Origin of the sequence: Secundilactobacillus mixtipabuli, from assembly GCF_002217925.1 — a bacterium.
Classification (GTDB): Bacteria; Bacillota; Bacilli; order Lactobacillales; family Lactobacillaceae; genus Secundilactobacillus; species Secundilactobacillus mixtipabuli.
The window spans coordinates 20,459-34,156 of sequence record NZ_BCMF01000006.1; the positions used below are offsets into that span (position 1 = coordinate 20,459).

General features: G+C 44.8%; 14 protein-coding genes. All 14 read left to right on the forward strand.

Annotated elements, in window-relative coordinates; translation table 11 throughout:
• The first annotated feature begins 24 nt into the window (after positions 1 to 24).
• On the forward strand, positions 25 to 1,407 hold the full coding sequence (gene murD / locus IWT5_RS06575; RefSeq protein ID WP_089109158.1) for a UDP-N-acetylmuramoyl-L-alanine--D-glutamate ligase: 1,383 nt from the start codon (positions 25 to 27) through the stop codon (positions 1,405 to 1,407).
• Positions 1,407 to 2,501, forward strand: coding sequence for an undecaprenyldiphospho-muramoylpentapeptide beta-N-acetylglucosaminyltransferase (murG, locus tag IWT5_RS06580; protein WP_089109159.1), 1,095 nt, complete (start codon positions 1,407 to 1,409; stop codon positions 2,499 to 2,501). Before murD ends, murG begins: the two co-directional genes overlap by 1 nt.
• Before the next feature lie 26 nt (positions 2,502 to 2,527).
• Entirely contained in the window at positions 2,528 to 3,364 is an 837-nt protein-coding gene (locus IWT5_RS06585; RefSeq protein WP_089109160.1) for a cell division protein FtsQ/DivIB, read from the forward strand.
• A gap of 184 nt (positions 3,365 to 3,548) precedes the next feature.
• The gene (gene ftsA / locus IWT5_RS06590; protein ID WP_089109161.1) at positions 3,549 to 4,880 is read left to right on the forward strand and encodes a cell division protein FtsA; all 1,332 of its coding nucleotides are present in this window, start codon (positions 3,549 to 3,551) and stop codon (positions 4,878 to 4,880) included.
• A 24-nt stretch (positions 4,881 to 4,904) separates the two neighbouring features.
• On the forward strand, positions 4,905 to 6,152 hold the full coding sequence (gene ftsZ, locus IWT5_RS06595; protein ID WP_089109162.1) for a cell division protein FtsZ: 1,248 nt from the start codon (positions 4,905 to 4,907) through the stop codon (positions 6,150 to 6,152).
• Between the two features lie 45 nt (positions 6,153 to 6,197).
• Entirely contained in the window at positions 6,198 to 6,644 is a 447-nt protein-coding gene (locus IWT5_RS06600) for a cell division protein SepF (RefSeq protein WP_089109163.1), read from the forward strand.
• A gap of 11 nt (positions 6,645 to 6,655) precedes the next feature.
• The gene (locus IWT5_RS06605; RefSeq protein WP_263849813.1) at positions 6,656 to 6,940 is read left to right on the forward strand and encodes a YggT family protein; all 285 of its coding nucleotides are present in this window, start codon (positions 6,656 to 6,658) and stop codon (positions 6,938 to 6,940) included.
• A 15-nt stretch (positions 6,941 to 6,955) separates the two neighbouring features.
• Complete coding sequence (locus tag IWT5_RS06610) at positions 6,956 to 7,738, forward strand: YlmH family RNA-binding protein (RefSeq protein ID WP_089109164.1); 783 nt, start codon at positions 6,956 to 6,958, stop codon at positions 7,736 to 7,738.
• Positions 7,739 to 7,761: 23 nt separating this feature from the next.
• Positions 7,762 to 8,469, forward strand: coding sequence for a DivIVA domain-containing protein (locus IWT5_RS06615; RefSeq protein WP_089109165.1), 708 nt, complete (start codon positions 7,762 to 7,764; stop codon positions 8,467 to 8,469).
• 272 nt (positions 8,470 to 8,741) lie between these two features.
• Positions 8,742 to 11,546 (forward strand): isoleucine--tRNA ligase, encoded by a 2,805-nt coding sequence (gene ileS, locus IWT5_RS06620; RefSeq protein ID WP_089109166.1) that lies wholly within the window; start codon positions 8,742 to 8,744, stop codon positions 11,544 to 11,546.
• A gap of 318 nt (positions 11,547 to 11,864) precedes the next feature.
• Positions 11,865 to 12,095, forward strand: a complete 231-nt coding sequence (locus IWT5_RS06625; RefSeq protein WP_089109167.1) for a cold-shock protein — start codon at positions 11,865 to 11,867, stop codon at positions 12,093 to 12,095.
• Between the two features lie 30 nt (positions 12,096 to 12,125).
• Positions 12,126 to 12,677: an NUDIX hydrolase gene (locus tag IWT5_RS06630; protein ID WP_089109168.1), complete on the forward strand. Its 552-nt coding sequence runs from the start codon at positions 12,126 to 12,128 to the stop codon at positions 12,675 to 12,677.
• On the forward strand, positions 12,678 to 12,986 hold the full coding sequence (locus tag IWT5_RS06635) for a hypothetical protein (RefSeq protein WP_089109169.1): 309 nt from the start codon (positions 12,678 to 12,680) through the stop codon (positions 12,984 to 12,986).
• A gap of 24 nt (positions 12,987 to 13,010) precedes the next feature.
• Complete coding sequence (locus IWT5_RS06640) at positions 13,011 to 13,697, forward strand: 5'-methylthioadenosine/adenosylhomocysteine nucleosidase (RefSeq protein ID WP_089109170.1); 687 nt, start codon at positions 13,011 to 13,013, stop codon at positions 13,695 to 13,697.
• Position 13,698: the final 1 nt, after the last annotated feature.

Here is a 13,698-nt window from a genome sequence, read left to right on the forward strand (position 1 = left end):
TTTAAATAGGTGGCGGACAAAGGTATGAAGCGTATCAAGACGTATGAAGGTCAACGAGTGATTGTTGTCGGGTTAGCGAAGAGCGGGTTAAATGCGGCTCGGTTATTAAAAAAATTAGGTGCGAAGGTCACGGTCAGTGATCAGCAGCCATTAGAAAAAAATTCAGAGGCGCAAGAACTGCAAGCTGAGGGTGGTTACAGGGTTTTAACGGGTAAACAAGAGCCATCTCAGCTTGATGCCGGTTTTGATCTGATGGTTAAAAACCCAGGAATCCCTTATGATGTTCCTTTGATAAAAGCAGCTACTGACGCCAAGTTACCAATCATTACGGAAATCGAACTGGCCAGTGAAATTGCTGACGCTGAGTTGATTGCCGTGACTGGCAGTAATGGTAAAACAACGACGACAACGATGATTACCAAGATGATGAATCAAGAGCGGCAGGCGGGCCAAAGCGCATACGCTGGTAACATTGGTGTACCGGCTTCTCAAGTGGCTCAAAAATTGACGGATCAAGATACTTTAGTGATGGAAGTTTCCAGTTTCATGCTGTTAGGGACGACTGAATTCCACCCACACATTGCGGTGTTAACGAACATCTTCTCTAATCATCTTGATTACCATAAGACCCGCGAAAATTACGTTCGGGCTAAGATGCGTATTACCCAGAATCAAACTGCTGACGACTACTTTGTTGTTAACTTTGATTCGGAGGAGTTAGTGGGCCTTAGCAAACAGAGCAAAGCTCAAGTTGTCCCATTTTCACGAATGGCTAAAACTAAAGCGGGGGCTTATGAACTGGACGGTACCCTCTATTACAAAGAAGATCCGATCATGGCAGCTGCCGATGTTAAAGTACCTGGTGACCATAACATTGAAAATGCACTTGCAGCGATTGCAGTGGCTAAAATTGAAGGCCGGTCAAACGAAGCCATCAAACACGTTTTGACGACTTTCGGTGGCGTTCGTCACAGAACACAATACGTGCTGACCAGTGAAGGCCGTCAGTTCTATAACGACTCTAAAGCGACTGATATTGAAGCCACTGAGATGGCCCTGAAGGGTTTCAAAGCGCCCGTTGTCCTGTTAGCCGGAGGCTTAGACCGTGGGTACACCTTTGAACGGTTAGTGCCGTTCTTTAAGGAACACGTTAAGGCCGTTGTTCTCTTTGGTGAAACTAAGGATCTCTTGGCAGATGCCGCTAAAAAGGCCGGTATTAAAACGATTCAATTTACTGAAAACGCTGAGAGTGGTGTTTCACTTGCCTATCAGGATAGCGAACCTGGCGATATTATTTTGTTGTCACCGGCCAATGCCAGTTGGGATCAATACCCTAACTTTGAAGTTCGTGGTGACCGGTATATTAAAGCGGTTGAAGAATTGGCCGGCAAAAAGGAGGAGAACTAATGCGACTGATGGTTTCTGGTGGCGGTACAGGTGGTCATATTTATCCTGCACTAGCTGTGATCAACGAATTAAAGCGGCAGGATCCAAACGCAGAAGTTCTTTACGTGGGTTCTCATCGCGGCATTGAAAGTACGATTGTCCCCGATTTGGGCATTCCTTTTAGAGCAATGACGATTCAAGGCTTTAAACGCTCATTGTCATTTGAAAACTTTAAAACAGTTTACTTGTTTCTAAAAAGTGTTCATCAGTCTAAAAAGCTGATTCGGTCATTTAAGCCGGATGTTGTACTGGGAACTGGCGGTTATGTTTCCGGAGCGGTATTATACGCAGCGGCTAAGCTGCACGTTCCAACGGTGATTCACGAACAGAACAGTGTTGTGGGCATGACAAATAAATTTCTGAGTCGTTACGTGGATAAAATTGCCATCAATTTCGAGGATGCCAGAGCACAGTTCCCAGCTGGAAAAGTTGTGATGACGGGGAATCCAAGAGCTCAGGAAGTCGCTAATGTTGAAAGCCATTTTAGTTTATCCGCTTATGATTTAAAGGATAATGTCCCCACGATTATGGTCGTTGGGGGTAGCCAAGGCGCATTGAAGCTCAACCAAGTGATGGTTGAGTCCTTACCAAAGCTAGCTAAAAAGGCTTATCAGGTGGTTTTTGTGACCGGACCTAAGCGTTACGACCACGTGATGAGCCAGTTAAATAAAATGACTTCTGCTGATAATATTTCAATTCAGTCATACATCAGCAATATGCCAGAAGTTTTGCCTAAACTCGCTGGGGTGGTTGGCCGTTCCGGTGCGACGACGTTAGCGGAATTAACTGCTTTAGGCGTGCCATCGATTCTGATTCCTAGCCCATACGTGACAGCGGATCACCAGACGAAAAACGCCCTAAGTTTAGTCAATGCCAACGCGGCTTTAATGATCAAGGAGTCCGAACTGACTAGTGAAACGCTGGTTTCAGCTATGGATGAGCTAATGAATGATGATCAAAAACGCGCAGCAATGGCAACAGCCGCTAAGAAGCTTGGTAAACCCCAAGCAGCTACTGAGATGCTGGCACTTTTGCAAGAAGTTAGTCGGGCGTAATGCGGTAATAAAGAGGTGAGTGCAAGATGCATTTTAAAATCAATCGAGCCAAATCAGAGCGCCACGTCGCAATCACGCCGTGGGAAAAATACCAGTCGGAAGAGCGGCAGCGGGCTGCTAAAAAGACGAACCATGTTCAGCGGATCGGTGCTAAATTACCGCGATTGATGCAGCAGAAGCACCGTCGTCTTGCACAGCGGATGGGTATTTTGATTGGCATCTTTGGGGTAATTTTGCTCATCTCTGGGTATTACGTTTCGCCATTAAGCCATATTGGCCAGATCAATGTTGTCGGCAACCACGCACTTTCTAAACAGCAGGTGGTCAAAATCAGCGGCGTCAGTCATGGCGACTCGATCTACCGGGTCGTGGGCAAAGAACAAAAACTGAGCAGACGAGCTAAGGCTAATTCGTCCAGAGTAAAGCAGATCAGGTTTTCGGTTGCCCACTTCAATCACCTTACAATTCGGATTAAGGAGTACCCGACGGCCGGTTTTGTGCCAGCTAATGGTTACTACCGTGTTGCATTGACAAGTGGTGTGATTTCCAAAGAGCGACAAAAACAGCCTTCGGGTAGTTATCCCGTATATGATAAATTCAAATCACCCAAGCAACTCTCGAAGATGATCCAGCAGTACGCTAAACTATCACCCAAGATTCAAACGGGGATCTCTGAAATCCAGTTTTCTCCTACAAAAGCAGATCCTCAAAGAGTTCATTTGTACATGAATGATGGCAACGAAGTTTATGCGTCCATTTCGACGTTTGCTAGTAAAATGGCTTACTATCCTAGCATTGCGGCTAAAATGTCGCATAAAGGCATTGTTAATTTGGAAATCGGCGCATATTCATATTCATTTTAAAAGGGTTAAGGTAACCAGACTATTCCAGTGTTGGTGAAAGCGTTTTTACATTTTACGTTTCATCACGCAAGACAAGGGCAATAATGCCTTTTTTAACAAGTGGTGTTTGTGGTAAACTGGAAAGTAAATTAAGACTTTTTCATGAGCATTCATCAAATCGAAATCAGAGGAGGTTCCTGCTACTATGGATACTTCAGGCATGTATGTGGGACTTGATATCGGAACAACCTCAATTAAAGTCATCGTGGCAGAGTATTTAGAGGGACAGTTGAACGTTTTGGGTGTTGGTAATGAACGTGCAGCTGGACTCAGCCGAGGCGTAATCGTGGATATTGATAAGGCAAGTGAAGCGATTCAACGTGCAGTTAAGGCTGCTGAAGAAAAAGCCAGCATTCAGATTCACGACGTAATTGTGGGTATTTCGGCAAATATGTTAAAAATTGAACCAGTAACGGGGATGATTGCCATTGGTGATCAGGCCCGGGAAATTACTGATCAGGATGTTAGGGACGTTGCTTCAGCGGCAATCATTCAAAACCTGCCGCCGGAACGCGAAATTATTAACCTGATCCCGGATGAATTTATCGTTGACGGCTTTGACGGTATTAAAGATCCAAGGTCAATGGTTGGTGTTCGTTTGGAAATGAATGGTATGCTCTTCACTGGGCCTAAAACAATCGTACATAACACTAAAAAAGCGGTTGAACAGGCTGGGCTGAATGCACAACTGGCAGTTGTTAGTCCAATCGCACAGGGCTTAAGTATTTTGAGCGATGGCGAACAGGATTTTGGGACTGTTCTTCTCGACTTAGGCGGCGGGCAAAGTACCGCTGCTGTCATCCATGATCACCGGCTCAAGTTTGCTGACGTTGATCCTGAAGGCGGCGACTACATTACCAAGGATATTTCGGTTGTTTTGAATACTTCAATTGAAAACGCTGAAAAGTTAAAACGTAACTATGGTTTTGCAGATTCGTCGCGTGCTTCTGAGGAGAATCAGTTTCCAGTCGACGTTGTTGGTCAAAGCCGGCCTAGTGATATCTCAGAAAAGTATTTAGCTGAGATTATTGAAGCCCGGTTAATGCAAATTTTGGGGAAGCTAAAGACCCAATTGGATGCGACTAACGCGTTATCATTACCTGGTGGCATTGTGTTAACTGGCGGTGTTGCGGCACTACCAGGAATAACTGATTTGGCTCAAGACGTCTTCGATGTTCCAGTTCGGGTTTCAATACCTGATCAAATGGGGCTGCGGCATCCATCGTTCACGCAAGCACTGTCGCTGGTTAACTATCGTGGCCAGATGAGTGAAGTGGCTTTACTGGTTCAATCAGCTTTAGCTGGTAATGATCAGTTAGCCTCACAAGTTGAATCGCGGCAAGAACCTCAACCAACAGTCGAGGTGAGCGACAGTCGTCATAGCAGTACGGTTCCAAGTCGGACTAGTAGCTCAAATAAACCGAAAAAACAACGTGCACAGGGGATCAGGAAATTCTTCAAAGATTTCTTTGATTAACCCGATTACTGGAGGGATTTAAAAATGGAATTTTCGTTAGATTCAACACAAAACCGAGGAGCCGATATTAAAGTTATCGGTGTTGGTGGCGGTGGCGGTAATGCCGTTAACCGGATGATCACAGAAGATGTCAAGGGTGTTGAGTTTATTGTGGCTAACACAGATGTTCAGGCCTTAGAGTCTTCAAAAGCTGAAACTAAGATCCAATTGGGACCGAAGTTGACCCGTGGACTAGGTGCTGGATCTAATCCTGAGATCGGTGCAAAGGCCGCTCAGGAAAGCGAAGACCAGATCAGTGAAGCATTAGCTGGTGCTGATATGGTGTTTGTAACTGCTGGTATGGGTGGCGGGACTGGTAACGGTGCCGCTCCTGTCGTTGCAAAATTAGCTAAAGAACAGGGTGCGCTAACTGTTGGTGTTGTTACCCGGCCATTTACTTTCGAAGGCCCTAAGCGCTCTCGTTTCGCCGCTGAAGGTGTTGCAGCAATGAAGGAAAACGTGGATACGTTGATCGTTATTGCTAACAACCGGTTACTTGAAATCGTTGATAAGAAGACACCAATGATGGAAGCCTTCCAAGAAGCTGATAACGTTCTTCGTCAAGGGGTTCAAGGTATCTCAGATTTGATTACGAGTCCCGGCTACGTCAACTTGGATTTTGCTGATGTGAAGACTGTGATGCAGGACCAAGGTGCCGCTTTGATGGGTGTGGGTTCTGCTAACGGTGAAAACCGGACAGAGGACGCAACTAAGAAAGCTATTTCATCGCCATTACTTGAAGTTTCTATTGATGGCGCTGAACAAGTGCTATTAAACATTACTGGTGGTCCAGATCTGTCATTGTTTGAGGCACAGTCAGCATCAGAAATTGTTTCTCAATCAGCCACTAGCGACGTCAACATTATCTTTGGGACATCAATTGATGAGAACCTTGGCGATGAGGTACGGGTTACCGTTATTGCAACTGGAATCGATAAGAAGAAGCGGTCTGCAGCTACTCGCACAGCTCGTCGTTTAGCTGACGGTACGACGCCAGTCAACAATACTAGACATGATGAGGATACCAGTCAGATGGACACCTTTAATGCTGACCAAAGCGGTCAACCACAGGCTTCAACAGGATCACGTCGGCCAGATTCCAGTGAATTTGACGGTGTTTCTAAGCCTGACTTCAGCGTTTTCAATAACGATGATTCTTCAACTGCTTCGGCTGATGACACGAGCCTTGACACACCACCATTCTTTAAGCATCGTCGCAAGAATGATGACTAGATTGACGGTGATTAACCCTGATAAATAGCGGAAGGAGCGTTTTTTATGGGAAAGTTTAGTATGAGTCGCTTTTTCGGTATGGATGATAACTACGAAGCTGATGCTGACGTATCCCAGGGCACTCAGCAACAGTTTGCTGATCAATCACTGGCACACAATTTTCATCAACGAAACGGTGATAATAAAGTTGTTTCACTCAATGCCCCACGGCCAGCTGCCACTAAAGCCAGCAAGATTTCGCTGGCAGTACCGCGTCTTTATGCGGATGTTCAAGACATTGCTGGTCAATTGTTAAAGCAGGAGGCAGTGATCGTCAACTTAGGCCGGATCGATGATGAAAATGCACGTCGTATTATTGACTTTTTAACTGGCACTGTATTCGCTATTGAAGGTGACATCGAACGAATCGGGGATTCAATCTTCTTATGTACGCCTAAGAACTTTGAAATTACCGGTGATCTCTCAGCCATTTTAGGCGAGAAACTGAAGTAAGGAGTGAGTCTTTGGTCGCTTTTGTGACGTTTGTTTTTTGGCTGTTAAGTCAGGCCATTGGCCTCTATATTATGGCCATCGTTGTATACGCATTATTGAGCTGGTTTCCCGGGGCTTACCAGACTAAACTGGGACAGTTTTTGGGCGCAATTGTTGAGCCATTTCAACGCTGGTTTAATTTTGCAACAATCGGTATGATTGGTTTTGCGCCGTTAGTCGCCATCGTTGTGTTGAGCATTGTTCGCGGTGGCTTGGCCTATCTCGAACAAATTATTTTTAGACTTATGGGAATGTAGTAGGAGGAGTTGACTTTGGCTGATCGCATCGCGCAGCATTTTCGAGCAGAAGAAGCACCTTTCATTGAAAGTGCAACGGGTTGGATTCAACAGGCCAGTGATGAATATCGGCCAATTTTAACCCATTTTTTAAACCCAAGGCAGCAGTACATTTTATCGACGTTAGTTAATGGTGATTCAGAATTGAAGCTTCGTTTTCAGGGTGGTTATGAAGCAGCGGAAATGAAGCGAGCAATTGTTTATCCAAGCTATGTTGATCCAGCTGACCTTGATTTCGAAATTAACTTGTTTGACATTGATTATCCGAGAAAATTCACCCAGCTTCAGCACGGTCAGATTTTAGGATCCGTATTGGGAGCTGGGATCGATCGTGATGTGCTCGGTGATATTATCACTGATGGTGATCGTTGGCAGTTCTTTATCACTGCGGATATGAGCCGTTATGTGACTTCTCAGGTGGACCGCATGGGTAAGATCAAGATTCGGTTAAATCAGCTAGATCTAGCCGATCATTTGACCCCACTTGATGCTTGGGAAGAGGAGAGCACGACACTTTCTTCAACCCGACTTGATAACGTTGTTGCAACGGGCTTTCATTTATCGAGGCATCACGCTAAGGAGTTAATAGAAGCTGGTCGGATTCAACTGAATTGGAATGATTTTGCTCGACCAGACTACCAGCTTGAGCATCAAGATATTATTTCGGTTCGTGGTTTTGGACGTGTTAGATTAACGAGTGTTAACGGCGTGACCAAGAAGGATAAACTGAAAGTCACACTGGCAGTGCTGCATAAATAATTGCAATCGGGGAGGAACAAGCTATGGTACTTAGCCCATTAGACATTCATAATAAAGAGTTTTCAACTAAGTTACGGGGATATAACGTTGATGAAGTTAATGATTTTCTAGAGCAGATTATTAAGGATTATCAAATTACTCTGGATCAAAATAAAAAGTTAACGGATCAGCTCGCTTCTGCAGAAGAAAAATTGAAGTACTTTAATGATTTGAAAGACTCTTTGAATCAGTCAATCATTGTGGCACAAGAAGCTGCAGATAAAGTGAAATCTAACTCGCAAAAAGAAGCTGAAATTATTAACCAAGAAGCCCAAAAGCAGGCCACTGACACGGTTAGTGAAGCCACTGAAAAAGCTAATCAGTTAATTTCTGAAGCTTCGAAACGGGCACAAAACCTCGCTGTTGAAACGGATGATCTGAAGAAGAGTACCCGTGTTTTCCGTCAACGTTTGCAAGTGATGCTTGAGAGCCAGTTGGCAGAAATCAAGAGTGATAGCTGGGATAGCTTACTTAAGGATGATGGCTCATCGACCTATGATGAGATTCAAAATGCCATTAAGCAGAACAAGCTTGACAATGAGAATGAAGATGGCGTAAACTCGTCATCACAGGCAGATGACCAAAGCGATTCTTCTGATGAGATTTATGATGCTGATCAGCCAGTTGATCCCAACAAGGATCCTGAGACTGAAACGGTGGTTATATTCCCAGATGATGAATCTAATAAGTAATCGCCTGCAGCAAACTTTAAAGCGATATGGAGAACAGAAAGCGCAGCAATAAGCTTCAGAGAGCCGGTGTCATGGTGGAAATCCGGTAGCCCCTACTGATGTGCCGATCATCTTCTAGCTGTCTGACTGAAAGGTAAGTCAGAACGGGTCGGCTCCGTTAACGGCTAAGATAAGAGAGTTATTGATTCTAAAATTGGGTGGTACCGCGAAGACTTCGTCCCTTGGGTGAGGTCTTTTTTTGTACCATTCAATAATTCGAGGAGGGACCCTAATTGCGGGTAAAAGACACACTGAATTTAGGCAAGACTAAATTCAAAATGCGCGGTAATTTACCAGTCAAAGAAGTTGACCGTCAACAAGCTTGGGCTGATAACAAAGTGTATCAATTGAGACAAAAATTAAACGAGGGTAAACCAGCGTTTATCTTACATGATGGCCCACCATATGCTAACGGTGATATTCACATGGGTCATGCGTTGAACAAGATTTCTAAAGACTTTATTGTCCGTTACAAGTCAATGAACGGCTTCCGGGCACCATACGTTCCTGGTTGGGACACTCACGGGCTACCAATCGAACAAAAGTTAACGCAACAAGGCTATGACCGTAAAAAGATGTCAACGGTTGACTTCCGTCAGTTGTGCCGGAAGTATGCTTTGGAACAAGTTGACCGTCAACGAGAAGAATTCAAACGGTTAGGTGTCACCGGTGATTGGGACAATCCATACCTGACCTTAAAGCCAGAATTTGAAGCCCAAGAAGTTCGCGTCTTTGGTGCCTTTGCCAAACGCGGTTTGATTTTCAAGGGTAAGAAACCAGTCTTTTGGTCATGGTCATCAGAATCAGCAATGGCTGAAGCTGAAGTTGAATATCACGATGTCACTTCACCATCTGCATTCTTTGCTGAACAAGTTATCGATGGTAAGGGTGTCTTGGAGAACGACAATACATACATGGTTGTTTGGACGACGACACCATGGACGATTCCAGCTTCAGAAGGAATTACGATTGATGCCAACTTTGACTATTCCGTCGTTCAACCAAAAGGTGAAGACCGTAAATTTGTTTTGGCGACCGAATTAGTTGATGACTGTGCCGAAAAATTTGGCTGGGAAGAGGTTAAAACACTCAAAACAGTCAAGGGTAAAGACCTCGACCGGGTTTTGGCACAACATCCTTTCTATCCTGATCGTAAACTGGTAACGATGCTGGGTAACTTTGTGACACTAGATGCTGGTACTGGACTTGTCCATACCGCTCCTGGCTTTGGTGAAGATGACTTTTACGTCGGTAAAGAATATGATTTGCCAATTTTAGTACCAGTTGATGACAAGGGTTACATGACCAGCGAAGCCGGTCCTGATTTTGAAGGTGTCTTTTATGACGATGCTAACAAGATTGCACTGGATAAATTAAAAGCGGCTAATCTGCTGTTAGACTACATGCCATACGAACATAGTTATCCATTTGACTGGCGGACCAAGAAGCCGGTTATCTTCCGAGCAACGCCGCAATGGTTTGCTTCAGTCGATAAGATGCGTGATGAAATCTTGGGTGCCATTGATGACGTTCAGTTCTTCCCAGATTGGGGTAAGAAGCGTCTGCACAACATGATTCGTGATCGTGGCGACTGGGTCATTTCACGGCAACGTGTTTGGGGCGTACCACTGCCAATTTTCTACGGTGAAGATGGTGAAGCCATTATTACACCGGAAACGATTGAACACGTGGCTCAATTATTTGAGAAGTACGGTTCAGACGTCTGGTTTGCCCGTGATGCGAAGGATCTTCTGCCAGAAGGCTTTACGTCACCTCATTCACCAAACGGTAAGTTCACCAAGGAAACTGACATCATGGATGTTTGGTTTGACTCTGGTTCTTCTCACCAAGGTGTACTGGTTGAACGACCAGAATTGGAATACCCAGCTGACCTTTACCTTGAAGGTTCAGATCAATACCGTGGCTGGTTCAATTCAAGTCTGATCACCAGTGTTGCCGTTTCTGGACACGCCCCTTATAAGGCTGTGTTATCACAAGGGTTTACCCTTGATGGTCAAGGTCACAAGATGAGTAAGTCATTGGGGAACACCATTGCTCCCGCTGAAGTGATCAAGAAGATGGGGGCAGAGATTGTCCGCCTCTGGGTTGCTTCTGTTGATAGCAGTGCTGACGTTCGGGTTTCAATGGATGCCTTCACTAAGATTTCCGATTCTTACAAGAAGATCCGAAACACCATGCGTTACATGTTAGCTAATACCAGCGATTTTGATCCAAAGACGGATGCTGTACCCGTTGAAGACTTAGCTTCCGCTGATAAGTATATGCTGGCACAGTTCAACCAATTTGTTGAAAGTGTTAAGGGTCACTATGATCAATACGATTTCTTGGATATTTACAAGGAATTAATGAACTTTGTGATTTCTGACTTGTCTGCTTTCTACTTGGACTTTGCTAAGGATATCTTGTACATTGACGCCAAGAACAGCCATTCACGTCGTTCAATGCAAACCGTTCTTTACGATATTGCAGCTGGTTTGACCAAGTTATTGACACCAATTTTGCCACATACAGCAGAAGAAATTTGGCCATTCCTGAAGGAACCTGAAGATTTCGCGCAATTAGCTGAAATGCCGACAGTTCAACACTTCAACAATGAAGATCAGTTGGTTGCCAACTGGGATGCCTTCATGGAAGTTCGTTCGGATGTCTTGAAGTCGTTAGAAGAAGCCCGTGATCAAAAGCTGATCGGTAAGGCTTCCGAAGCTAAGTTGAGCTTGTACTTAGATGATAAGCAAACGCAGTTATTGAACGACTTAGATACGGATGTTCGTCAGGTGCTGCTGGTTTCAGGTTTAACCGTTGCGCCATTGGCAGATGCACCTGCCGATGCTGAAAACTTCAACGATGGCGTTGCCGTTGTTGTTGCTGAAGCTGATGGTAAAGTCTGTGAACGTTGCCGGATGACACGTGAAACAGTCGGAGAAGATAAGGATTATCCTGAATTCTGTGACCGTTGTGCTAAGATTGTCCGCGAAGAATTCCCAGAAACTGTGGGCGTTGCTTTCGAAGAAAAATAAACGTTAATTTCAATAGGGACGGGAATGAGTCAGATGATTTTGACTCATTCCCGTTTTTTTGTCCATAGCTAGCGATTTAAGAAACGTCAATTTTTCTTAATTGTTTCGCTTTACAAGCACCGTTGCCTTGATTTAAACAGGCTTGGTAGTTTAGAATAAAAAGCGAGTTATTTCAATGAAGATTTTTTGAGTGTCACTGTGCCATTGAGATTAAGTGGAATTAAGTAATTCTCAAACGGGTAGAGCGGTCGTTTTAAACCGCCATGCTCTGGATTTGGACGTATTAGATAGCAATCTTAACTTGAATGGAGTGGCAGTATGATTAAAGGAACAGTTGAACGTTACAATGAACAAAGCGGGTTTGGTTTCATTAAAAGTGAAACGGGAGAATCCATTTTTGTTCACTTTACAGGAATTGAAATGAGTGGTTTTAAGAAATTGACGCCAGGGCAAGAAGTTGAATTTGTTATTGTTGAGGGGCAAAAAGGGTCTCAGGCTGCACGGGTTCGTCCCGTATCAAACACAGCAGCGTCGGATGCAGAAGAATAGCGTAAATACTGAGTCGTAAAGGATGATTACATGGATTTGGAAGAAAAGGTTGTGGCCCAAGAGTCGATTTATGATGGGGCCATCATAAACGTTGAACGTCAAACGGTTGAATTACCTGATGGGAAGACAGCTTATCGCGAAATCGTCCACCATTCGGGTGCAGTTGCGGTAATGGCTGTCACAGCGGATAATAAGCTGATTTTGGTCCGGCAATGGCGCTCGCCAATCGGCCGAACGACACTGGAGATTCCGGCAGGCAAGTTAGACCGACGTGACGGTGATGATCCTAAACACGCCGCTATCCGTGAGTTAAACGAAGAAATTCGGTTACACCCTAATCATTTGGAACGGTTAAGCGGGTTTTATTCTTCAGTTGGTTTTTCTGATGAGTATATGACGCTTTATTTAGCGACTGATCTCCAACCGGTCCAGTCAGAATTACCCCGTGATGCAGGTGAGAATTTAAATATTCGTGCCTATTCATTAGATGAATTAAAAACCATGGTTGCCAATGGCGAGATTGAAGATGCTAAAACGGTGATGGCCGTTTGGCGTTTTGAACTGATGGCATTAAAAAAGTAGGTGACGCGTATCGCATATCGAAATGATGATCAGCAGCCAAACAATGATGAACAGCCACTGAGCCGGCGTGCTTATCGGGAAGCACAGCGACGGAAACAAGAAGAATTTGACCGCCGTGACCGCGAACGGCTAAAAGCTGAAAAGCGTTATGCTAAGGAACACAGTGACCCTGAATACGATCCTAAGCAGCAAGTAGCGGTAGCCACGGATAAAACAAACCGGTTGAAACATCGGCTGGATTGGGCCATCGTCTGGTTAATACTGGGGATTATTGCGGTCTTTTTAATCCTATTTTTTGTTGAATTTTAAAGTTGATAAAGTGAGGACTATACAATGAAATATGGTATCTTATGTGCCATGGATGAAGAAATTGAAACGTTAAAGAAAGCACTGACGGACGAAAACGTCGTTGATATTTCGGGCGTGTCGTTTTATGAAGGAACCATCAGTGACCAGGATGTGGTCTTGGTTCGTTCAGGAATTGGTAAAGTGCAGGCCGGTTTGACGACAGCATTATTGATCACACAGTTCCACGTTGATGTCGTGATTAACTCGGGTTCTGCTGGCGGAATCGGTAAAGGTCTGCACGTCGGTGACGTGGTGCTGTCGACGCAAACGGCCTATCATGATGTTGATGCCCGTGCGTTTGATTATGTCTATGGCCAGTTGCCACAGCAGCCCGCCCGTTTTGACGCGGATAAAACGTGGGTTGCCCGGCTTGAAAAAGCAGCTGAATCAACTGGCTTGAATGTGAAAACCGGGTTAATCGTTTCCGGTGATCAATTTATTGCCAGCCGTGAAGCCGTGGAAAACATTCTCAGTCATTTCCCGGATGCTTTATCCAGTGAAATGGAAGGCGCAGCAGTGGGGCAGGTCGCTCACCAATTCAAGACCCCCTACGTTGTTGTTCGGGCCATGTCTGATGTTGGTGACGAGAATGCCGGTGTCAGCTTTGATGATTTCATTATCGAAGCGGGTAAACGTTCTGCGCAAATGTTATTGGCATTGTTTGCAGCTTAAC